The sequence below is a fragment of the Microbacterium sp. NPDC078814 genome (assembly GCF_040702645.1).
GTDB lineage: Bacteria > Actinomycetota > Actinomycetes > Actinomycetales > Microbacteriaceae > Microbacterium.
Genome location: NZ_JBFBLT010000001.1, coordinates 226387 through 246134 on the forward strand (window position 1 = coordinate 226387; position 19748 = coordinate 246134).

At 70.9% G+C, this 19748-nt stretch carries 22 protein-coding genes and 1 tRNA gene; 14 read left to right on the plus strand and 9 right to left on the minus strand.

Annotated elements, in window-relative coordinates; genetic code table 11:
- The first annotated feature begins 120 nt into the window (after positions 1-120).
- The gene (locus tag AB0300_RS01140) at positions 121-633 is read left to right on the plus strand and encodes a methylated-DNA--[protein]-cysteine S-methyltransferase (protein ID WP_366215317.1); all 513 of its coding nucleotides are present in this window, start codon (positions 121-123) and stop codon (positions 631-633) included.
- A gap of 63 nt (positions 634-696) precedes the next feature.
- Here the strand turns inward: AB0300_RS01140 and AB0300_RS01145 are convergent, their stop codons facing one another.
- Together AB0300_RS01145 and AB0300_RS01150 are read right to left on the minus strand one after the other, a co-directional pair.
- A complete protein-coding gene (locus AB0300_RS01145) occupies positions 697-2334 on the minus strand; it encodes a cation acetate symporter (RefSeq protein ID WP_085606176.1) in 1638 nt (545 codons plus the stop codon).
- Complete coding sequence (locus tag AB0300_RS01150; RefSeq protein WP_060921784.1) at positions 2331-2678, minus strand: DUF485 domain-containing protein; 348 nt, start codon at positions 2676-2678, stop codon at positions 2331-2333. The genes AB0300_RS01145 and AB0300_RS01150 overlap by 4 nt, the downstream gene beginning before the upstream one ends.
- A 109-nt stretch (positions 2679-2787) precedes the next feature.
- Between AB0300_RS01150 and AB0300_RS01155 the strand changes: the two genes are divergently transcribed.
- Positions 2788-3645, plus strand: coding sequence for a LuxR C-terminal-related transcriptional regulator (locus AB0300_RS01155; RefSeq protein WP_025105549.1), 858 nt, complete (start codon positions 2788-2790; stop codon positions 3643-3645).
- A 90-nt stretch (positions 3646-3735) separates the two neighbouring features.
- A complete protein-coding gene (locus AB0300_RS01160) occupies positions 3736-4098 on the plus strand; it encodes an Lsr2 family protein (protein WP_025105548.1) in 363 nt (120 codons plus the stop codon).
- Positions 4099-4115: 17 nt separating this feature from the next.
- Here AB0300_RS01160 and AB0300_RS01165 read toward each other — a convergent pair whose 3' ends face one another.
- Positions 4116-4748, minus strand: a complete 633-nt coding sequence (locus AB0300_RS01165) for a MarR family transcriptional regulator (RefSeq protein WP_025105547.1) — start codon at positions 4746-4748, stop codon at positions 4116-4118.
- A gap of 75 nt (positions 4749-4823) precedes the next feature.
- Between AB0300_RS01165 and idi the strand changes: the two genes are divergently transcribed.
- Genes idi through AB0300_RS01205 form a run of 8 tightly spaced genes read left to right on the plus strand, consistent with a single transcriptional unit; the run spans position 4824 to position 12728 of the window.
- Positions 4824-5345 (plus strand): isopentenyl-diphosphate Delta-isomerase, encoded by a 522-nt coding sequence (idi, locus tag AB0300_RS01170; protein WP_025105546.1) that lies wholly within the window; start codon positions 4824-4826, stop codon positions 5343-5345.
- A 3-nt stretch (positions 5346-5348) separates the two neighbouring features.
- Entirely contained in the window at positions 5349-6431 is a 1083-nt protein-coding gene (locus AB0300_RS01175) for a polyprenyl synthetase family protein (RefSeq protein WP_366215318.1), read from the plus strand.
- Positions 6428-7336 (plus strand): squalene/phytoene synthase family protein, encoded by a 909-nt coding sequence (locus tag AB0300_RS01180; RefSeq protein ID WP_126893357.1) that lies wholly within the window; start codon positions 6428-6430, stop codon positions 7334-7336. Before AB0300_RS01175 ends, AB0300_RS01180 begins: the two co-directional genes overlap by 4 nt.
- Positions 7333-8925, plus strand: a complete 1593-nt coding sequence (gene crtI / locus AB0300_RS01185) for a phytoene desaturase family protein (protein WP_366215319.1) — start codon at positions 7333-7335, stop codon at positions 8923-8925. Before AB0300_RS01180 ends, crtI begins: the two co-directional genes overlap by 4 nt.
- Positions 8925-9272, plus strand: coding sequence for a lycopene cyclase domain-containing protein (locus AB0300_RS01190; RefSeq protein WP_303709442.1), 348 nt, complete (start codon positions 8925-8927; stop codon positions 9270-9272). Before crtI ends, AB0300_RS01190 begins: the two co-directional genes overlap by 1 nt.
- A complete protein-coding gene (locus tag AB0300_RS01195) occupies positions 9269-9607 on the plus strand; it encodes a lycopene cyclase domain-containing protein (protein WP_025105541.1) in 339 nt (112 codons plus the stop codon). The genes AB0300_RS01190 and AB0300_RS01195 overlap by 4 nt, the downstream gene beginning before the upstream one ends.
- Complete coding sequence (locus AB0300_RS01200) at positions 9604-10497, plus strand: prenyltransferase (protein WP_249521308.1); 894 nt, start codon at positions 9604-9606, stop codon at positions 10495-10497. The genes AB0300_RS01195 and AB0300_RS01200 overlap by 4 nt, the downstream gene beginning before the upstream one ends.
- 44 nt (positions 10498-10541) lie before the next feature.
- Positions 10542-12728: an MMPL family transporter gene (locus AB0300_RS01205; RefSeq protein ID WP_366215320.1), complete on the plus strand. Its 2187-nt coding sequence runs from the start codon at positions 10542-10544 to the stop codon at positions 12726-12728.
- Between the two features lie 18 nt (positions 12729-12746).
- Here the strand turns inward: AB0300_RS01205 and AB0300_RS01210 are convergent.
- The 4 genes from AB0300_RS01210 to AB0300_RS01225 all read right to left on the minus strand — a co-directional run bounded on the left by AB0300_RS01210 (position 12747) and on the right by AB0300_RS01225 (position 15439).
- Positions 12747-12820: transfer RNA gene (locus tag AB0300_RS01210), tRNA-Arg, on the minus strand.
- Positions 12821-12868: 48 nt separating this feature from the next.
- The gene (locus AB0300_RS01215; RefSeq protein ID WP_025105538.1) at positions 12869-13366 is read right to left on the minus strand and encodes an HNH endonuclease; all 498 of its coding nucleotides are present in this window, start codon (positions 13364-13366) and stop codon (positions 12869-12871) included.
- A 307-nt stretch (positions 13367-13673) separates the two neighbouring features.
- Entirely contained in the window at positions 13674-14393 is a 720-nt protein-coding gene (locus AB0300_RS01220) for a M23 family metallopeptidase (RefSeq protein WP_231729484.1), read from the minus strand.
- Positions 14394-14737: 344 nt separating this feature from the next.
- Entirely contained in the window at positions 14738-15439 is a 702-nt protein-coding gene (locus tag AB0300_RS01225) for a metal-dependent transcriptional regulator (protein ID WP_025105536.1), read from the minus strand.
- Between the two features lie 101 nt (positions 15440-15540).
- On the opposite strand from AB0300_RS01225, the gene serC reads away from it, so the two are divergent.
- Complete coding sequence (serC, locus tag AB0300_RS01230; RefSeq protein WP_025105535.1) at positions 15541-16653, plus strand: phosphoserine transaminase; 1113 nt, start codon at positions 15541-15543, stop codon at positions 16651-16653.
- Between the two features lie 9 nt (positions 16654-16662).
- Here the strand turns inward: serC and AB0300_RS01235 are convergent, their stop codons facing one another.
- On the minus strand, positions 16663-17274 hold the full coding sequence (locus AB0300_RS01235) for a DUF3027 domain-containing protein (protein ID WP_366215321.1): 612 nt from the start codon (positions 17272-17274) through the stop codon (positions 16663-16665).
- Positions 17258-17638, minus strand: a complete 381-nt coding sequence (locus AB0300_RS01240) for a cold-shock protein (protein WP_025105533.1) — start codon at positions 17636-17638, stop codon at positions 17258-17260. The genes AB0300_RS01235 and AB0300_RS01240 overlap by 17 nt, the downstream gene beginning before the upstream one ends.
- Before the next feature lie 116 nt (positions 17639-17754).
- Between AB0300_RS01240 and AB0300_RS01245 the strand changes: the two genes are divergently transcribed.
- Positions 17755-18030, plus strand: coding sequence for a hypothetical protein (locus AB0300_RS01245; protein ID WP_025105532.1), 276 nt, complete (start codon positions 17755-17757; stop codon positions 18028-18030).
- Between the two features lie 10 nt (positions 18031-18040).
- Positions 18041-19744: a helicase-associated domain-containing protein gene (locus AB0300_RS01250; protein ID WP_366215322.1), complete on the plus strand. Its 1704-nt coding sequence runs from the start codon at positions 18041-18043 to the stop codon at positions 19742-19744.
- Positions 19745-19748: the final 4 nt, after the last annotated feature.

Genomic DNA, 19748 nt, shown 5'->3' on the forward strand with positions numbered 1-19748 from the left:
GGCACCGCGCTCCGCCGACTACTCCTCCCCTCGTGTCCGCGCGCTGCCGTTCTCCACCGAACGCGGAACCGCTCCGTCTCGCGCCGTTCTGCGCCCGGATTCGGCGGCCAGGATGGGGACATGACTTTCCGCTATGACTTCGCTCCGACGCCCTTCGGCGACGCCCTCGCGGTCTTCTCCGACGAGGGCATCGTGCGCTTCGACCTCTCCGAGTCCGCAGACCCGCAGGTGCCGTGGCTGCTCGAAAGCGTCTCGCGGCAGCTCGGTGCCGTCCCGGAGCCCGACCCGGGCGCGGCCGACGAGCTCGTGTCGCTCCTGGACGCGTACTTCGACGGCGACCCCGTGCGCTTCGACGAGCATCTGCGTCTCGACTGGCGTCTCGTGGAGGGTTTCCACCGGGCCGCGCTGCACACCGTGTGCGACATCCCCTGGGGCCAGACCCTGAGCTACGGGGAGGTCGCGGTGCTGGCCGGCCACCCGGGGGCGGCGCGCGCCGTCGGGACGGCGTGCCGCCTCACGCCGTTCTCGATCATCGTGCCCGTGCACCGGGTCGTGCGATCCGACGGCTCCGCGGGGCACTACGGCGGCCATCCGGAGCGGAAGCGCTTCCTGCTGGACCTCGAGTCGCGATGAACCCCGCTCCTGGGGTGCGGGCCCGGCGAGTAGGCCGCCGGGCCCGCACCCGAGGAGGTCGCGTCAGTGGTCGACGGCCTTCTCCGCGCCGAAGCCGGTGAGCGAGCGCACCTCCATCTCGGCCGCCAGCTCGGGAGACTCGCGCCGCGTGCTGGTGACGGTCCCGAGCCAGCCGAGCGCGAACCCGAGCGGTATGGACACGATGCCCGGGTTGTTCAACGGCCAGACGGCGATGTCGATCCCGGGGATCATCGACGTCGGCGTGCCGGAGAACACGGGCGACAGGATGATGAGGATGATCGCCGAACCGAGCCCGCCGTACATGCTCCACACCGCGCCCCGCGTCGTGAACCGGCGCCAGAACAGCGAGTAGAGGATCGTCGGCAGGTTGGCCGACGCCGCCACCGCGAAAGCGAGCGCCACGAGGAAGGCGATGTTCTGCCCCTGTGCCCCGATGCCTCCGACGATCGCGAGGATGCCGATCACGATCACGGTACGACGCGCCACGCGGACCTCGCCGTTAGGATCGGGCTCGACCGGCTTCCCCGACGCGTCCTTCCGCCCCTTCTGGATGACGTTCGCGTAGATGTCGTGGGCGAACGACGCCGCTGCGGTGATGGTGAGTCCGGCGACGACCGCGAGGATCGTGGCGAACGCCACCGCGGAGATGAAACCGAGGAGCACCGGCCCGCCGAGCTTCAACGCCAGCAGCGGGGCGGCCGAGTTCACCCCGCCGGGTGCCGCGGCGATCACGTCGGCGCCGACGAGGGCGCCGGCGCCGTACCCGAGCACGAGGGTCAGCAGGTAGAAGCCGCCGATGAGCCAGATCGCCCAGACCACCGACCGCCGTGCCTCCTTGGCCGTCGGCACGGTGTAGAAGCGCATGAGCACGTGCGGCAGACCCGCGGTGCCGAGCACGAGGGCCATGCCCAGCGACAGGAAGTCCCACGGGTTGGCGCCGTACTGCAGACCGGGCGCCAGCACCGCCTCGCCCTTGTCGGAGTTGGCCACCGCGGCCTCCAGGAGGGTGTTCAGGCTGAAGCCGTTGATCGCGAGGACCCAGATCGTCATCGCCAGGGCACCGCCGATGAGGAGCACCGCCTTGACGATCTGCACCCAGGTGGTGCCCTTCATGCCGCCGATGAGCACGTAGACGATCATGAGGATGCCGACGACGGCGATGACGACCGACTGCCCGACGCGCCCGTCGATCCCCAGCAGCAGGGACACGAGACCGCCCGCCCCCGCCATCTGCGCGAGGAGGTAGAAGAAGCAGACCGCGAGCGTGGTGATCGCCGCCGCCATCCGCACCGGACGCTGCTTCAAGCGGAACGAGAGCACGTCCGCCATTGTGAATTTGCCGGTGTTGCGCATGAGCTCCGCCACGAGCAGCAGCGCGACCAGCCAGGCGACGAGGAATCCGATGGAGTAGAGGAATCCGTCGTACCCGTTGATCGCGATGGCACCGCAGATGCCGAGGAACGACGCGGCGGAGAGGTAGTCGCCGGCGATCGCGAATCCGTTCTGGGGCCCGGTGAAGGAACGACCGGCCGCGTAGTAGTCGGCGGCCGTCTTGTTGTTCCGACTGGCGCGGATCACGATGAACAACGTCACCGCGACGAAGGCGAGGAAGATCGAGATGTTGAACACCGGGTTGATGTCGAGGGCGACATCCTCGGTAGCCGTGCGGATGATGGTCATGCGTCCGCCTGCGCCTTCTCGAGTTCTTCACGGATCTCGGACGCCAGGGGGTCGAGCTTCCTATTCGCGAATGCGACATACGCCATCGTGATGGCGAATGTCGTCACGAACTGACCGAGCCCGAAGAGCAGCCCGACGGTGATATCCCCCCAGACGCGTTGCGCCATGAAATCGCGGGCGAATGCCGCCAGCAGCACGTAGACGAAATACCACACGAGGAAGAACGCGGCGAGGGGGAAGATGAAGGACCGCTGCGTCCGTTTCAATCTCAAGAATCGAGGGGATTGCTCGACGGCGACATAATCGATCGCACCGTTCTGAGGGGTCGGAACCTGTTCGCTCATGGGGCCTCCTTGCCACATGTCCGCTGCACGCGCGGCTGTCGCCGCCCGAGTGGTAGGGTCGACGCTACGAAACGGGGAACGGTGCCGTCACCCCCGAAAGTAGGTATTCGTGAGCTCTCCGATCACCGTCGAATCCGAGGCGGAGCTCGTCGCCAACGCGGTGCGCGAGCTCGCGCGGCGCACGCGCTTCCCCGTCGCTTTCGGCGGGCTGATCGAAGAGGGCGTCGTGAGCGTCACGAGCATCGTCGGGGCCCGCACCCGCGCTCTCGACGGGCTCCGCGTGCGCCCCGAGCGCGGTCTCGGCGGCCGCGCCATGATGGAGCTGCGCCCGCGGATGACGAGCGACTACGGCTCCTCCCGCCAGATCACCCACGACTACGACGTCTTCGTGCTCGGCGAAGGCCTGCGGACACTGCTCGCCCTGCCGATCGTCGTCCAGGGCCGCCCCCGCGGCGTACTCTATGCCGGCGCCTGGGCCGAGGAGAGGATCGGCGGCGTGACGACGGCACCGGCGATGCAGGTCGCCCAATCCGTCGCCGATGAGCTGCGCATCCGTGACGAGGTGCAGCGCCGTCTGCGGGCCGCGTCCCCGTCGCCCGCCGCCGTCGCGCCGGCCCAGCGCGAGGAGTTGCGGGAGAGCTTCGCGGAGCTGCGCAGCATCGCCGCCACCGTCGACGACGCCGGCATCCGCGCGCGGCTGGCGCAGGTCGAGCGCCGACTGCTGACCCTCGCCGGCGACGACCTCCCGACGACGACCGGCCCCGTTCCGGTCATCCACCTCTCCCCGCGCGAGACCGACGTGCTCGCGTGCGCCGCCCTCGGATCGACGAATGCGGAGATCGCCGCGCATCTCGGTCTGCGGGAAGGCACCGTCAAGGCCTATCTCGGCACCGCGATGTCGAAATTGGACGCGTCGACGCGGCATGCCGCCGTGACCAAAGCACGTCGCGCGGGTCTGCTTCCCTGAATCGGGCATTCTCCGCGACCGCGTCATACGGCGCCATGAAGGAGCGGCTTTTGTTGTGCGCATTCCCGCCGCCGCGATAAAGTCGCCGTCATGGCGAGACGAATTGTGCACCAGCTGGTCGACGATATCGACGGCACCGTCCTGGAGGTCGGAGAGGGCGAGACCGTGCATTTCTCGCTGAACGGCACCTCCTACGAGATCGATCTGAATTCCGCGCACGCCGAGGAATTGCGCCAGGCCCTCGAGCCGTACATCACGGCAGGGCGTCGGGCGGGATCCGGTGCGTCCACCGGCGGAGGGCGCTCCTCGTCCTCCTCCTCGTCGCGGAAGCGGCCCTCACGCAACCCCGAGGTCGCGGCGATCCGCGCCTGGGCGAAGGAGAACGGGTACACGCTCTCGGAGCGGGGACGAGTTCCGGCCCCCATCCTGGACGCGTACCGCGCCGCTCATTGATCCGGTCCCGCCCCACCTCACGGTCGGGCGGGATCTTCGTGTGCGCCCTGCGCGGCCCACGGCTCGTCACGCAGGGTGATCTCCTCCGTCATGTCCTGGAGGAACCGGATCACCACATCGCGCTCCGCCGCCGACAACCGCGCGGCCGCGTAGAAGCGCTTGGCCTGCTGCCGCCCGACCGTCTCCATCGCGGCGTGCCTGGTCTCCGGAGTGATCGTGATCGCGAGGGCCCGTCGGTCTGTGGGATGCGGCGAGCGCCGGATGTGCCCGCCCTTCTCGAGCCGGTCGAGCAGCTTCGTCGTCGCTGCGGTCGAGACCCCGAGGTGATGGGCGATCCCGCTGGGGGTCGCCACCAGCGACCGATTCGCGCACACGATCAGATAGTGCAGCGCCCGCATGTCGGTCTCGTTCAGCTGCATGTACCGGCGCGACGCCTGCGACAGCCGCTGCTCGGCGTCGCGCAATCCGCCGAGCGCCTCCATGACGCGAGCGATCTGCCGCAGATCCTCCGGCGCGACGCCGGAGCGGTCGATGAGCGTGCTGCGCGGATCGCTGGCCTCGACGTCGTAGATCGCGCCATGGGTCAGGTCGTCCGGCCCCGCGGTCGCCGGCGCCTCGGCGACCGGGGTGGTGCGGGGCTCGGAGTGCATGCGATCATGTTACACACCAACAGCTTCATGCTAAGTTGATATTTCGCCAGGTTAGCTAAACGACGAGAGGGCGCCATGGACAACGTCACACTCCTCGCCGAAGACGGGACTGCCGTCGGCATCCTGCCCAAGAGCGAAGTCCACACGACCGACACGCCCCTCCACCTCGCCTTCTCCTGCTACGTGCAGGATCGGGAGGGACGCCTGCTCGTCACCCGTCGCGCCCTCGGCAAGCGCACGTGGCCCGGCGTCTGGACCAACAGCTTCTGCGGGCACCCGCAGCCCGGCGAGGACATGACCGACGCGGTGCGCCGGCGCGGCTCCGACGAACTGGGCATCCAGGTGACCGAGATCCGCCTCGCCCTCCCCGACTACCGCTACCGCGCCGTGGACGCGAGCGGCATCGTGGAGAACGAGATCTGCCCGGTGCACGTCGCCGTGATCGACGGGCAGCCCGCCGCGAATCCCGACGAGGTGGCGGAGTGGGAATGGGTCGACGTGGACGACCTGCTCGCCGCGGTCATCCGCACCCCCTTCGCCTTCAGCCCCTGGCTCGCGGAGCAGCTCCCGCTCCTCCGACGACACGGAGAGGTCTGAGCCATGGCCGTCACAGTGACAGAGGAAGACCTCGGCACCCGCATCGAGGCGGTGCTGCGACGACGCTTCGCCGAGCGCGCGGTCGCCGCCGAGCACTACGGGGCGGAGTTCGCCGCGCTGTGGCACACCGCGGCCGAGCACGCTCTCGGCGGGAAGCTCCTGCGTCCGCGGATGCTCATGGACCTCCTGTCCGCGCTCACCACGGCTCCCCTCACGGCGGAGGACACCGCCCGGGCGATCGACGTGGCCGCTCATGTCGAGCTCCTGCACTTCGCGTTCCTCCTGCACGACGACGTGATCGACGGCGACCTCACGCGCCGCCGCCGCCCCAACCTCATCGGCTCCCTCGTCTCCCGTCGCCCCGATGCCGGTGGCGAGGCGGCGCTGCATTGGGGCCGGTCGAGCGCCATCCTCCTCGGAGACCTCCTCCTGTCCAGTGCCGTGCTCGGGTTCGCCCGCGCCGACATCCCCGCCGCGCGACGGGAGCGGCTCCTCGCCCTCCTCGAGACGACGGTGTTCGAGACCGTCGCCGGCGAGCACTCGGACGTGGCCCTCAGCGACGGCATCATCGCGGCCGACCTCCGCACCATCCTCGCCACGAGCGCGTCGAAGACGGCCGCCTATTCGTTCGTCCTCCCCCTCCGCGCGGCGGCCATCCTGTCGGGGGCGTCGACGGCAGCCGAGGAGCAGCTGACCGAGATCGGCGGCCACCTCGGCCTCGCCTACCAGCTGCAGGACGACCTGCTGTGCGTGTTCGGGGATCCGGAGACGCACGGCAAGGACCCCTATTCGGACCTCCGCGAGGGCAAGGAGACCGCGATCATCGCCTACGCGCGGATGACCAGCCACTGGCCCAGCATCGAGCTGCGGTTCGGGGCCACCGACCTGAGCGTCGAGGACTCGGCGGAGATGCGCGACCGCCTCCGCGAATGCGGTGCGGAGGGCTTCGTCCGCGGTCTCGTGGAGGAGCAGCTCGCCGCCGTCTCGACGGTGCTCGCGGAAGCGGAGGAGGCGGGCACGCTCTCGGCCGATGCAGGACGCGTCGTCCTCGCGCTCGCCGACCGGATCGAGGGCCGCAGCCGATGACCGCGACCCCCGCCGAGCATCGCGACGACGCGGCGCTGCGCCGCTTCAGCCGCACCGCCGAGATCGCGACCTCCGATGTGATCCGCACCTATTCGACATCGTTCGGCCTGGCCACCCGCCTCCTCGGGCGACGTCATCGTCAGCACGTCCGGAACATCTACGCGATGGTGCGCATCGCGGACGAGATCGTCGACGGCGTCGCCGCCGAGGCCGGACTCGACGCGGGCGCCCAGGCGGCCGCCCTGGACTCGTACATCGCGGAGACCCATCGGTCGATGCGGACCGGCTACAGCAGCGACCTCATCCTGCACGCGTTCGCGCGGACGGCGCGCGAGTGCGGGATCGGCGAGGACCTCACCCGGCCGTTCTTCGACTCGATGCGCGCCGACATCGCGGGCGACTCCGGCTTCACGGCCTACGACGCCGACGCGCACGCCGCGTACGTCTACGGGTCGGCGGAGGTCGTGGGGCTCATGTGCCTCCGAGTCTTCCTCCGCGACGCCACGCGGACGCCGGCCGAGCTCGAGATCCTCGAGCGCGGGGCTCGGCGGCTGGGAGCCGCGTTCCAGAACGTGAACTTCCTCCGCGATCTGGCCGACGACACCGACCGCCTGCAGCGCGGCTACCTCGGCGGCTCAGCTCGTCTCACCGATGCCGACCGCGACTCCTGGGTCGACACCGTCCACCGTCAGCTCGCCGACGCGAGAGCTGCGATCCCGCTGCTCCCGAAGGACGCCCGTGCCGCGGTGCGCAGCGCCCTCGCCCTCTTCGCCGCCCTGACCCGGAAGGTCGCGCGGACGCCGGCCGCGGAGCTGTACCGCCGGCGGGTCCGCGTGCCGGATCCGATCAAGGCGCTGCTCGCCGCGCGGGCCGTCATCGTCACGAGCCTGGAGCGGGACCGATGAGCCGCATCGTCATCATCGGCGCGGGCGTGGCCGGCCTGGCCACGGCCGGGCTGCTCGCACGCGACGGCCATGACGTCGTGGTCCTGGAGAAGAACGACCGCGTCGGCGGACGGGCGGGCACTATCGAGCGCGACGGCTTCCGATTCGACTCCGGCCCCTCGTGGTACCTCATGCCCGAGGTGTTCGACCACTACTTCGCGATGATGGGCACGAGCACCGAGGATCAGCTCGACCTGACGCTGCTCGACCCGGGGTACCGCGTCTTCCGCTCCCCCGAGTCCGGCGACGCCCCGGTGACGGTGCCCGCCGGACGGGACGCCGTCTCGGCGCTGTTCGAGTCGATGGAACCCGGCTCCGCCGCCGCGCTCGACACCTACCTCACCTCCGCCCACGACGCCGGCGCCATGGCAAGGAGCTACTTCCTCTACAACCCGTTCACCCGGACCAGGACGCTGGCCGCGCCTGAGGTGGTGCGCGCGCTCCCTCGGCTCTTCTCGCTGCTCGGCACGCGCCTCCAGGCCTTCGCCGCCCGCCGCTTCCGGACCCCGGTGCTGCGCCAGATCCTGGGCTACCCCGCGGTCTTCCTCGGCACCGATCCCCGGACGGCCCCGGCGATGTACCACCTGATGAGCGCGCTCGACCTCGACCAGGGCGTGCTGTATCCGCAGGGCGGCTTCTGGCGCGTCGTCGAGCGATTGGCGGCGCTGGCCCAGGATGCCGGCGCCCGGATCGTCACCGGCGCGGAGGTCACCGGGATCCGCACCCAGGATGCCGACGGCGCGACCCATGCGACCGGGGTCGGCTGGACGGACCGCGACGGCCACCAGCACGTGGAGGACGCGGACATCGTGGTCTCCGGCGCCGATCTGCACCACACGGAGACGGCGCTGCTGCCCCCGACGCTGCAGTCCTATCCGGAGTCCTGGTGGGCGCGGCGCACGAGCGGGCCCGGCGGCGTGCTCGTGATGCTCGGCGTCCGCGGCGCCCTGCCCGAGCTCCCCCATCACTCGCTCTTCTTCACCGACGACTGGGATGCGAACTTCGACGCGATCTTCGGTCGCACCCCTGCCGTCCCCAGCCCGGCGTCCACCTACGTCTGCCGCCCCAGCGCCACCGACGCCGAGGTCGCGCCGGACGGGTACGAGAACCTCTTCGTGCTGGTGCCGGTGCCGGCCGACGTCGATCTCGGGCACGGGGGAAGCGACGGCGCCGGCTCCGCGGCTGTCGAGAAGGCTGCGGACGCCGCGATCGACCTGATCGAGACGTGGGCGGGGATCCCCGACCTGCGGGAGCGCATCGTCGTCCGGGAGACCGTGGGGCCGGCCGACTTCCGCGACGACTACCACTCCTGGCGGGGCGGGATGCTCGGGCCCGCGCACATCCTGTCGCAGAGCGCGATGTTCCGCGCGCAGAACGCGTCCCGGCGCGTGCAGGGGCTGTACTACGCCGGAGCGACCACCGCCCCCGGTGTGGGCGTGCCGATGTGCCTTATCAGCGCCGAGATCGTGCTCAAGCGCATCCGGGGCGACCACTCCCCCGGTCCGCTGCCGGAGCCGGCCCCACGCCCGACGAGCGCGGAGCGGGCATGATGGGCGCGATCTACCTGGCCGCCCTGCTCGTCTCCCTCGGCTGCATGCTGCTGCTGGACTGGCGGTTCCGCCTGTTCTTCTGGCGCGATGCCGTGGCGGCGGCCGTCGTCACCGCCGTCGGCCTCGCCTTCTTCCTCGTGTGGGATGTGGCCGGTATCGCGGCGGGGATCTTCTTCCGCGGTGAGGCGGCGATCGCCACGGGCATCGTCCTGGCTCCCGAACTCCCTCTCGAAGAGCCGATCTTCCTCGTCTTCCTCGTCGTGTGCACGATGGTGCTCTACGGCGGCGCCGCGCGCGTCCTGGAGCGCCGCCGCGGCACTTCCGAGGCGGAAGGAGCGGCGCGATGACCTACCTGCAGCTGTCCGCCGTGTTCCTCGCCGTCGCCGTCCTCGCCGCGGTCGCGCTCGGCGTCGCCGCGCGCCGCATCCCGCACCTCGGCGCCCTCGCGCTGACCGCCCTCGCCCTCCTCGTGCTGACCGCCGTGTTCGACACCGTCATGATCGCCACCGGACTCTTCCACTACGCGCCCGGCCCGCTCGCCGGCCTGCACATCGGGCTCGCCCCGATCGAGGACTTCGCCTACCCGCTGGCCGGGGTGCTGCTGCTCCCCGCGCTGTGGACCGCGCTCCGCGGGCGCCGCTCCCGGACACGCGCCGCCGCCCGGACGGAGGAGCAGGCATGACCGATCAGACGTCCCGCACCGGGGGCCTCGGCCGCGACATCGCCCAGGTCGTCCTCTCCTCCCGACCGATCAGCTGGATCAACACCGCCTTCCCCTTCGCCGCCGCCTACCTGTTGAGCACCAGGGAGATCGACGCGACGTTCGTGATCGGGACGCTGTACTTCCTCATCCCGTACAACCTCGCGATGTACGGCATCAACGACGTCTTCGACTACGCCTCCGATCTGGCCAACCCCCGCAAGGGTGGGATCGAGGGCGCGCTGCTGTCCCCGCGGATCCACCGTGCGACGCTGTGGGCAGCGGCGGTCACGAACGTGCCCTTCCTCGTCTACCTGTTCGCGGTCGGCACTCCGGCATCCTGGCTGTGGCTCGCCGTCAGCGTCTTCGCCGTCCTCGCCTACTCGGCACCGGTGCTGCGCTTCAAGGAGCGGCCCTTCCTGGACTCCGTCACCTCGAGCACCCACTTCGTCAGCCCCGCCCTCGTGGGCCTCTCCCTCGCCGGAGCCCCCGTCACCACGACCACCGTCCTCGTCCTCGTCGCCTTCTTCCTCTGGGGCATGGCGGCCCATGCCTTCGGCGCCGTGCAGGACATCGGACCCGATCGCGAGGGCGGCATCTCGTCCATCGCGACCGTGATCGGCGCCAGGGCCACCGTCCGGCTCTCCCTCGTGCTCTGGACGATCGCCGGCGCCGCGATGCTGCTGACCCCCTGGCCCGGACCGCTCGCCGCCGTGCTGGCGCTTCCCTACATCGTCAACGCCGCGCCGTGGTGGAACGTCACCGACGAGACCTCGGCCGGCACGAACCGCGCCTGGCGCCGGTTCATCGCGCTGAACTACATCGCCGGCTTCCTCGCCACGATGATCCTCATCCTCGCCTGGGTCTCCTGACCCCCGCGCCGCCTCCCCCGCCACCGCTCCCGAAAGGACCCCCGATGTCCCGCCCCGCCCCCGCACCGACGCCGCCGACCCGCGCGCGCACCCGACGCCACTCCTGGCTGCGGGTGTTCCTGCCCGTCGCCCTCATCCTGGTGTGGCTGGCGGGCGCGTCCTTCGGCGGTCCGCTGTTCGGGAAGGTCGACGAGGTGTCGTCGAACGACCAGACCACCTACCTCCCGGAGTCCGCGGACGCCACGACCGTGCAGCAACTCCTCGGCGAGTTCACCGACAGCGACGCCATCCCGGCGATCGCGGTGTTCACCTCGGAGGAGGAGCTGACGCCGTCCGAGCTCGAGGCGATCTCCGACGCGGTGGCCGACGCGCCCGACGTGGAGGGCGTCGCTGACGACGTCTCCCCGGCGCTTCCGTCCGAGGACGGCCGAGCCGTCCAGGCCTTCATCCCGATCGACGGCGACGCCGAGCTCAGCGATGCCACCACCGCTCTCGGAGACGAGCTGCGCGCCGCGGTGCCGGACGGCATCACGGTCTACATCACCGGTCCTGCGGGCTTCACGGCCGACCTCGCCGCCGGCTTCGCCGGCATCGACGGCCTCCTCCTCGGCGTCGCCCTGCTCGCCGTGCTCGTGATCCTCGTCCTCGTCTACCGCTCGTTCCTGCTGCCGCTCGTCGTGCTCTCCACGAGCCTGTTCGCCCTGTGCGTCGCGCTCCTCGTCGTGTGGTGGCTGGCGAAGTGGGAGATCCTGCTGCTCAGCGGGCAGACCCAGGGCATCCTCTTCATCCTCGTGATCGGCGCCGCCACCGACTACGCGCTGCTGTTCGTCGCGCGGTTCCGGGAGGAGCTGCGGGTCGCGCAGGACAAGGGCGTCGCGCTCCTCGCCGCGTGGAAGGGGTCGGTCGAGCCGATCGTCGCGTCCGGGGGCACCGTGATCGCGGGGCTCCTGTGCCTGCTGCTCAGCGACCTGAAGTCGAACAGCACCCTCGGCCCGGTCGCGGCGATCGGCATCGTGTTCGCGATGCTGTCCGCGCTCACGCTCCTGCCCTCGCTGCTGCTGCTGTTCGGGCGCGCGGTCTTCTGGCCGCGGCGTCCCCGCTTCGAGCCCGAGGTCGTGGCCGAGGAGCACGGCATGCGCACCACCGGGCTGTGGGCGCGACTGTCCGGCCTCATCAAGAAGCGTCCCCGCGTGATCTGGATCGCGACCACGCTCGTCCTCCTCGCCGGCGCGGCAGGGGTCACCCAGCTGGACGCTCAGGGGGTGCCGCAGTCCGACCTCGTCCTCGGGGCCTCGGAGGCGCGCGACGGCCAGGTCGCGCTCGGCGAGCACTTCCCCGGCGGCTCGGGGAGCCCGGTCTCCGTGATCGTGGACGAGGACCGCCTGCAGGACGCCGCCGACGTGCTCCTCGCGAGCGACGGGATCGACGGGGTGACCGTCACCGCAGCCGATTCCCCGAGCGGGTCCGCTCCGGTGACGGCGGACGGGATCACGGCCGTCGGCCCTCCGGGGACCCCCGCTCCGGAGCCCACGACGGTCGACGGTCAGGTGCTCCTGCAGGGGACGCTGACGGACGCCGCCGACTCCGCCGCCGCGGCCTCCACCGTGCGCGAGCTGCGCGGAGAGCTCGACGACCTCGGAGCCGTGGTGGGCGGGGTGACGGCCACCACGATCGACACGAACGACGCGTCCATCCACGACCGCAACCTCATCATCCCGGTGATCCTCGTCGTGATCATGATCATCCTCATGCTGCTGCTGCGCTCGATCCTCGCGCCGGTGCTGCTGATCCTGACGACGGTGCTGTCCTTCGGCACCGCCATGGGCGTCTCGGCGCTCGTGTTCAACGGCGTCTTCGACTTCCCCGGCGCCGACCCCGCCGTCCCGCTCTACGGCTTCGTCTTCCTCGTCGCCCTGGGCATCGACTACAACATCTTCCTCATGACGCGGGTGCGGGAGGAGTCGAAGCAGCACGGGACGAGGGAGGGCATCCTCCGCGGGCTCTCCATCACCGGCGGCGTCATCACCTCCGCGGGCCTGGTCCTGGCGGCGACCTTCGCGGCGCTGTCGGTGATCCCGATCCTCTTCCTCGTGCAGCTCGCGTTCATCGTCGCGTTCGGAGTACTGCTTGACACTTTCGTGGTGCGCTCGCTGCTCGTCCCGGCCCTGGCCTACGACATCGGCAAGGCCATCTGGTGGCCGTCGAAGCTGTGGCGGCGCGGCCGGCCCTGACGCGTGCGGAAGCGGGAGTGCCCTCGACAGGATTCGAACCTGCGACCTGCCCTTTAGGAGAGGGCTGCTCTATCCTGCTGAGCTACGAGGGCGCGCAGCCCAGTCTACGGGACCAGGGCTGCGCGCCCTCGCGCCGTCCGTCAGGCGGCGAGGGCGAGGTAGGGCTCCCAGCGAGGATCGCTGCGCTCCACCCCGCGCACCGTCCATGCGGTGCCGTGCGGGGGGCGCGGCGTGAACCGCAGCTGCCACCGCATCTCCTGCGGGGTGCGGTTGCTCTTGAGGTTGTTGCAGCGCAGGCAGCACGCGACGAGGTTCTCCCAGGAGTCCGCGCCGCCGCGCGAACGCGGCAGGACGTGGTCGATCGTCGCGGCCGCCTTGCCGCAGTATCCGCAGCGATGACCATCGCGTCGCAGCACGCCGCGGCGGGTCACCGGGACGCGCCGGCTCGTGGGGACGCGCACGTAGCGGGAGAGGATGATCACCGCCGGGCGGTCGTAGACGCCGTGGGTGCCCCAGACGGGGTCGTCCTCGACGCGTTCGATCACCGTCGCCTTGTCGTTCATGACCAGGACGAGGGCTCTCTTGAAGGACACGATCGCCAGCGGCTCGTATCCGGCATTCAGGACCAGTGTGCGCATTCGTCATCCTCTCGATCCGCCGGGACGGCTTCCCGGCACTCTCGACTCACACGACGTCGTGCAGGAGGAAGAGCGTTCGCAGGGACGAGAAAAGGCGCCGTCTAGAGACGGCGCCTTTCGCGCGCGGCTGGACCGCGGCATTCCTGCGGGCAATGCCGAAGGACGTGACGACCGAGAGCGTCCATGGTTCGGATGCTCGGTGTACGCTCCATCAGCCTCTCCCGCCTGTATGACGACGGGTTCAGGCTAACCCATCCCGCGCGGACCGCGGCGAAACGGGAGGTGAATGACCGAGAACGTGTCCCGCTCAGCCGGCGTTGACGGAGAGCCAGGACATCGGCTCGACGAGGCCGCCGTTGATCCAGACCTCGAAGTGGAGGTGGTTCGCGGTCGAGCGTCCGGTGCTGCCCACGTAGCCGATCAGCTGACCGGCAGCGACCGTCTGGCCGGCCTGCACCTGGCGCGACCCGTACAGCATGTGCCCGTACGTGGTCTGCACGCGCTGGCCGCCCACGACGCTGTCGAGCATGACCGCGACGCCGTAGCCGCCGATGCTCTCGGCGGAGGCGCGCACGACGCCCGAGGCGGCGGCGTAGATCGGGGTGCCGGCCGGAGCGAGCATGTCGGCGCCGTTGTGACCGCCGCCCACAGTGCGGCTGACATTCCAGGAGCCGAGGGGCAGCGGATAGCGGACCTCGCCCGAGCCCGGAGCCACGAGCGCGTACCCCGCGGTGTTGAACGTGCCGGAGGAGGGCGTGGAGGCGGACGCGGCGGCGGCTGCGGCGCGGGCGGCGGCGGCAGCGGCCTCCTCGGCCTTCTTCTTCTCGATCTCCTCGGGCGTGGTGGCGCTGAAGGCACCGCGGACGAGCGGGGCGGCCGTGGCCTCCGAGGCGACGACCAGCGACTGCGCGTCGACGGCGGCGAGCTGCTGGACGGTCTGCGCGGTGGCATCCGTCGGCTTCGACGCCGCGTAGGCGGGGAGCGCGACGGCGGCGACGAGGGCGCCGACGGCACCGAAGATCGCCACCGACCGGAGAGGGGCTGCGATCTTCCGAACGCCGACCCGGGCGCCGGAGCGTCGGGCGGGTACTCGGTCTTCAGATGTCTTCGCGGTCGGTTCGATGTCTGCGGCCAAAACGTGGTCCTCCTGAGCCCTCGCACCTCGGGTGGCGCTGGCTCGTCGACACTCTCTGCCCCAGGGCAGGGATGCACTGCTCGGGTTCGAGCGCATCCCTCTCGGGAAGACGACGAGCCGGAAGGCGGATCTTCGCGGTTCGCCCCCAGCGGGCTTCTTCGCTGAGGACCTGACCGAGGTTACCGGAAGATAACGATCATGTCACCCTGGGAAACTGACAATCCTCGGTGAGCCGATCAGGCGGGCTCGCCGACGAGGAAGATGTGCGAGGCGAGCTCGACGGGGAGCTCCAGACCCTCCTCCTTGCCGTCCATCTGGATGAGCACATAGCCCTCGTTGAAGCGGAAGTCTCCACGCGCGCCAGGGACGACGCCCGCGTCACGCAGCTGCTCCAGGAGCTCGGGGTCGACCTGTGCCGGCTCGGCGAGACGGCGGACCGTCCCCTCGACCGGCTCGCCCGCGGCGTTCAGCCGCTGCACGAGGCCGATGACGCCCTCGTCGAAGGTGCGGGCGGGAAGGTCGCCGAGCTGGTCGAGTCCCGGGATCGGGTTGCCGTACGGCGACTCGGTGGGGTGACCGAGGAGCTCGACGAGACGGCGCTCGACCTGCTCGCTCATGACGTGCTCCCAGCGACAGGCCTCCTCGTGGACGAACGCCCAGTCCAGCCCGATCACGTCGGACAGCAGGCGCTCGGCGAGGCGGTGCTTGCGCATGACGTCGACGGCCTTGCGGCGTCCGGCGTCGGTGAGCTCGAGCGTGCGGTCTTCGGACACCACGACGAGGCCGTCGCGCTCCATTCGTCCGACGGTCTGCGAGACGGTGGGACCGGAGTGGCCGAGGCGCTCCGAGATGCGCGCCCGCAGCGGCACGATGTTCTCCTCCTCGAGCTCGAGGATGGTGCGGAGATACATCTCCGTGGTGTCGATCAGATCCGTCATGTGGCCCTCCGAAAGTTCTTAGGCAAGCCTACATTCCTCCGGCGACATCGGACGGGGCGCAGGCGGGAGGAACGGCGGCGCGATCCCCCTAGAATCTAGCCATGGCGATCGAGATTCCCCGTGACCTCCTGCCCACTGACGGCCGCTTCGGCTGCGGCCCCTCGAAGGTGCGCGGTGCGCAGCTCGAGTCGCTCGTCACGACGGGTGCCTCGATCCTGGGGACCTCGCATCGCCAGGCGCCCGTGAAGAACCTCGTCGGCAGCGTCCGCGAGCAGCTCGCCGCGCTCTTCCGCCTGCCCGAGGGCTACGAGATCATCCTGGGCAACGGCGGGTCGACCGCGTTCTGGGACGCCGCCGCCTTCGGCCTCATCGAGCGCCGCAGCCAGAACCTCGTGTTCGGCGAGTTCGGAGGCAAGTTCGCCAAGGCCGCCGCCGCTCCCTGGCTCGAGGCTCCCGACGTCCGCTCCGCCGAGCCTGGGTCGCGCAGCGCCGCCGAGCTCGTCGAGGGTGTGGACGTGTACGCCTGGCCGCACAACGAGACCTCCACCGGCGTGGCCGCGCCGATCGAGCGCGTCCACGCGGAAGGGGCGCTCACGGTGATCGACGCGACGAGCGCCGCGGGCGGCATCGACCTCGACATGGCGCAGGCCGACGTCTACTACTTCGCCCCGCAGAAGAACCTCGGCTCCGACGGCGGACTCTGGTTCGCCGCGGTCTCCCCCGCCGCGATCGACCGCATCGAGCGGATCGCCGCCTCGGGGCGGTACATCCCGGAGTTCCTGAGCCTGAAGCAGGCGGTGGACAACTCCCGGCTCAACCAGACGCTCAACACCCCCGCCCTCACGACGCTGCTGCTCCTGGACGACCAGCTCCGGTGGATCCTCGACAACGGCGGACTCGGCTGGGCCGCGGCACGCACGGCCGAATCCTCGTCGGTGCTGTACGACTGGGCCGAGGCCTCGGCCGTGGCGACGCCCTTCGTCAGCGATCCGGCGCACCGCTCGCCCGTCGTCGCGACCATCGACTTCGACGACAGCGTCGACGCCGCGGCGATCGCGAAGGCGCTGCGCGCGAACGGCATCGTCGACACCGAGCCGTACCGCAAGCTCGGCCGCAACCAGCTGCGGGTGGCGACCTTCGTCTCGATCGAGCCGGACGACGTGCGTCAGCTCATCCGTGCCATCGACTTCGTGCAGGAGAACCTCGGCGGCTGACCGCCTGGCTCACTCCTCTTCGTCGCCGGCGTCCGCATCGCGGGCGTCGGCGTCGTCGCCCTCGGAGCCCTCTGCCTCGTCGTCCTCGGCTTCGTCGTCCTCGTCGGATGCGTCGTCCTCGGAGTCGTCGAGCTCATCGATGTCCACCCCGTCGAGGTCGCCGGCGTGGAGGATGTCGGAGCCGTCCTCGTCGAGCTCGTCATCGTCGATGCCGTCGTCGTCGAGCTCGCCGTCGGCGTCCTCGTCGTCCGTGTCGGCCTCGTCGTCTCCGCCGCCGGCCGCGGCCGCCTCGGCCAGCTCGGCCTGGTGCGCGCGGTACTCGGCCAGGCGCTCCGCCCACGGCACCCATTCCGGAGCGAGCAGCGCGCCGTCGCCGGGGAGCAGCTCGACCTCGAGGACGGTGGGCTCCTCGTCGTCCACGCGGGCGACCGTCACGGTCCAGTACCAGCCGGGGTAGCCGGGGAGCCGGTTCTCGAAGCGGAGGGAGACGGATCCGTCCTCCTCCGGGATGAACCCGGCGGCCGGGCCGATCGTGGCGGCAGGTGTGATCTCGCGCAGAGCGGAGAGCGCGAGGTCGTGCGCCTCGACGAGACGCGCGTCGGCGTCAGGCTTCGAGGTCATCGGCGACCTTGCGCAGGACGGCCGCGATCTTGCGACCGTGGCTGGAGGAGGGGTAGCGGCCGCGGCGCAGATCGCCGCCGATGCCGTCGAGGAGCTTCACGAGATCCTCGATGATGATGGCCATGTCGTCGGCGGGCTTGCGCTTCGCCTTCGCCAGGCTGGGCGGCGCTTCGAGCACGCGCACCGACAGCGCCTGGAGGCCGCGCTTGCCGTCGGCCACGCCGAACTCCACGCGCGCACCCGCCTTCACCGCGGTGCCGGCAGGCATCGCGGAGGCGTGCAGGAAGACGTCCTGGCCGTCATCGCTGGCGATGAAGCCGAAACCCTTGTCTTCGTCGTAGAACCTGACCTTGCCGGTGGGCATGGGAGAACCTCGCTGGGATCGAAATGCAGAACGGGACGCGCTCGTGCGCGTGCCCCCAGCCTACCGGTCACGGGCGGATCGGAGCGGCTTCCCGGCGTGCGAGTAGGCTGGGGCGGATGAGTACGCAGAGCCGTGGACCGGAGGTCCCCATCCGTCGGATCGACCGCATCCTGGCGTTCACCGCGCTCGGCATCGCCGCGGCGGCGGTGATCTGCTTCTTCGTCATCATCATCGGCACGGCGCTGGGCATGGACCGGGCGGCCTTCGGCGAAGGACTGTGGCCCGTGATAGCCGCGATCCCCTACTGGGGTCTGCCGCTCGCATTCGTCATGATCATCGTGCTGCTGGTGATGAGCTTCGTGCGGAAGGGCCGCGCAGAGTCGCGTCGGTGAGGCCGCACCGATGAGCACGCACGCACGCCCGCTGGCCGATCACCTGGCTGCGGCGAGCGATGACGAGCTGACGGCGCTGCTGAGCGCACGGGGCGTCCGTCCGGATACCGGATGGCAGGACTTCTTCGACGCCGCGGAGGCGCTGCTGGAGCCGTCCTCGATCGCCCGAGTGCTGCCCGCTCTGACCGCCGCCGAGGCCACGGCGCTTCTCGATGCCGCCTCCGGGAGCGTCGTCGGCGCCGAGCGGGAGCGCCTGATCGCCCTCGCCCTCCTCCGCCCCGACGGCACCCCGCACCCGCCGGTGGCGGAAGCGGTCGCCGGGAAGACCCGCCCCGCGGTGCCGGACGAGACGGCGGCGCCGGCCTCCACGGAGTCCGTGGCCGCACACGCCGCCGAACGCGCCTTCACCACCGTCGGCGCGGTGGCCGACATCCTCCTCCTCGCCAGGGATCAGCCCTTCGCGCTGCTCATGGGCGGCGCCGTGAGCGCGGGGCAGAAACGCCAGCTCGCCGACGCCGGCCTCCCCGTCGAGAGCGTCGATCCTCTGGTGGCCCTCGCCGTCCGCGCCGGGCTCGCGACGCCGAGCGATCGACTGCTGCGCACGACGCCCGCCGCAGAGGAGTGGTTGCGCTCCCCCGCGATCGCACGCTGGAGCGTGCTGGCCACAGCCTTCCGCGACGCACTGCCCCGCGGTGTGCGCGCGGAGTCGGGAGGGTGGCTCCCGCTCACGCAGTGGCACCGCGCCCACCCCTGGGACCCGGCCTGGCCGGAAGACGCGGCGCGGCAGCTCGAAGGCGCCCGGCTCCTCGGTCTCGTCGCGGAGGACGGCTCCGAACCCGCCTGGTCCGAGGCCCTGCGGCGCGGAGCGGCGGCCGACCCCTCCGCCCTCGCCGCGCTCCTGCCCGCGGAGGTGGACCGGATCTTCCTCCAGAACGACCTCACCGCGATCGCCCCCGGTCCTCTGCAGCCCGCGCTGGACGTGCGCCTGCGCACCATGGCCCGCCGGGAGTCGGCCTCCCAGGCCTCGTCGTACCGGTTCACCGCGGAGTCGGTGGCGCACGCCTTCGCCGCGGGAGAAGACGAGGCCTCGATCCTGGAGTTCCTCGGCGGCCTCTCGCTCACGGGCATCCCCCAGCCCCTCGGCTACCTCGTCGCGCAGACCGGCCAGCGCCACGGACTCGTGCGGGTCTCCGTGGACGAAGAGACGGGGCGCACGCGGGTGGAGAGCACGGACGCGCACCTCCTCGAGGCCATGGCGGTCGACCAGTCGCTCCGCCCTCTCGGACTCACCGCGCACGTCGGCTCGCTGACGACCAAGGTCGGGCAGGACACGGTGTACTGGGCGCTGACGGATGCCCGGTATCCGGCGACCCTCGTCGATCGCGACGGCACCGTCGCGGTGCGGACGCGCCATCCGGCCGCCGTTCCCGACCACGCTCCCGCCCCCGACTACGGACCGCTGATCGCCCGGCTGCGCGAGCACCAGGGCCCCGACGCGGACGCCGCGTGGCTGGACAGGGAGCTGGAGGCGGCGGTGCGCGCGAAGGCCGTGCTGCGGGTGACGGTCGGCATGCCGGACGGATCCACCAGGGATCTCCTCCTCGAAGCCACCGGGATCGGCGGTGGTCGGCTGCGCGGCAGGGACAGGGCGGCCGATGTCGAGCGCACCCTGCCGGTGTCGAGCATCCGCGCCGCGACCGTCGTCCCGACCTAGGCCC

What these genes read in the sequence shown, in the direction of transcription:
- AB0300_RS01145 (WP_085606176.1), bottom strand. Translation starts at nt 2,334, where the DNA reads ATGACCATCATCCGCACGGCTACCGAGGATGTCGCCCTCGACATCAAC.
- AB0300_RS01180 (WP_126893357.1), top strand. Translation starts at nt 6,428, where the DNA reads ATGACCGCGACCCCCGCCGAGCATCGCGACGACGCGGCGCTGCGCCGC.
- crtI (WP_366215319.1), top strand. Translation starts at nt 7,333, where the DNA reads ATGAGCCGCATCGTCATCATCGGCGCGGGCGTGGCCGGCCTGGCCACG.
- AB0300_RS01195 (WP_025105541.1), top strand. Translation starts at nt 9,269, where the DNA reads ATGACCTACCTGCAGCTGTCCGCCGTGTTCCTCGCCGTCGCCGTCCTC.
- AB0300_RS01165 (WP_025105547.1), bottom strand. Translation starts at nt 4,748, where the DNA reads ATGCACTCCGAGCCCCGCACCACCCCGGTCGCCGAGGCGCCGGCGACC.
- serC (WP_025105535.1), top strand. Translation starts at nt 15,541, where the DNA reads ATGGCGATCGAGATTCCCCGTGACCTCCTGCCCACTGACGGCCGCTTC.
- AB0300_RS01240 (WP_025105533.1), bottom strand. Translation starts at nt 17,638, where the DNA reads ATGCCCACCGGCAAGGTCAGGTTCTACGACGAAGACAAGGGTTTCGGC.
- AB0300_RS01250 (WP_366215322.1), top strand. Translation starts at nt 18,041, where the DNA reads ATGAGCACGCACGCACGCCCGCTGGCCGATCACCTGGCTGCGGCGAGC.
- AB0300_RS01205 (WP_366215320.1), top strand. Translation starts at nt 10,542, where the DNA reads ATGTCCCGCCCCGCCCCCGCACCGACGCCGCCGACCCGCGCGCGCACC.
- AB0300_RS01235 (WP_366215321.1), bottom strand. Translation starts at nt 17,274, where the DNA reads ATGACCTCGAAGCCTGACGCCGACGCGCGTCTCGTCGAGGCGCACGAC.
- AB0300_RS01140 (WP_366215317.1), top strand. Translation starts at nt 121, where the DNA reads ATGACTTTCCGCTATGACTTCGCTCCGACGCCCTTCGGCGACGCCCTC.
- AB0300_RS01150 (WP_060921784.1), bottom strand. Translation starts at nt 2,678, where the DNA reads ATGAGCGAACAGGTTCCGACCCCTCAGAACGGTGCGATCGATTATGTC.
- idi (WP_025105546.1), top strand. Translation starts at nt 4,824, where the DNA reads ATGGACAACGTCACACTCCTCGCCGAAGACGGGACTGCCGTCGGCATC.
- AB0300_RS01215 (WP_025105538.1), bottom strand. Translation starts at nt 13,366, where the DNA reads ATGCGCACACTGGTCCTGAATGCCGGATACGAGCCGCTGGCGATCGTG.
- AB0300_RS01190 (WP_303709442.1), top strand. Translation starts at nt 8,925, where the DNA reads ATGGGCGCGATCTACCTGGCCGCCCTGCTCGTCTCCCTCGGCTGCATG.
- AB0300_RS01175 (WP_366215318.1), top strand. Translation starts at nt 5,349, where the DNA reads ATGGCCGTCACAGTGACAGAGGAAGACCTCGGCACCCGCATCGAGGCG.
- AB0300_RS01225 (WP_025105536.1), bottom strand. Translation starts at nt 15,439, where the DNA reads ATGACGGATCTGATCGACACCACGGAGATGTATCTCCGCACCATCCTC.
- AB0300_RS01160 (WP_025105548.1), top strand. Translation starts at nt 3,736, where the DNA reads ATGGCGAGACGAATTGTGCACCAGCTGGTCGACGATATCGACGGCACC.
- AB0300_RS01200 (WP_249521308.1), top strand. Translation starts at nt 9,604, where the DNA reads ATGACCGATCAGACGTCCCGCACCGGGGGCCTCGGCCGCGACATCGCC.
- AB0300_RS01245 (WP_025105532.1), top strand. Translation starts at nt 17,755, where the DNA reads ATGAGTACGCAGAGCCGTGGACCGGAGGTCCCCATCCGTCGGATCGAC.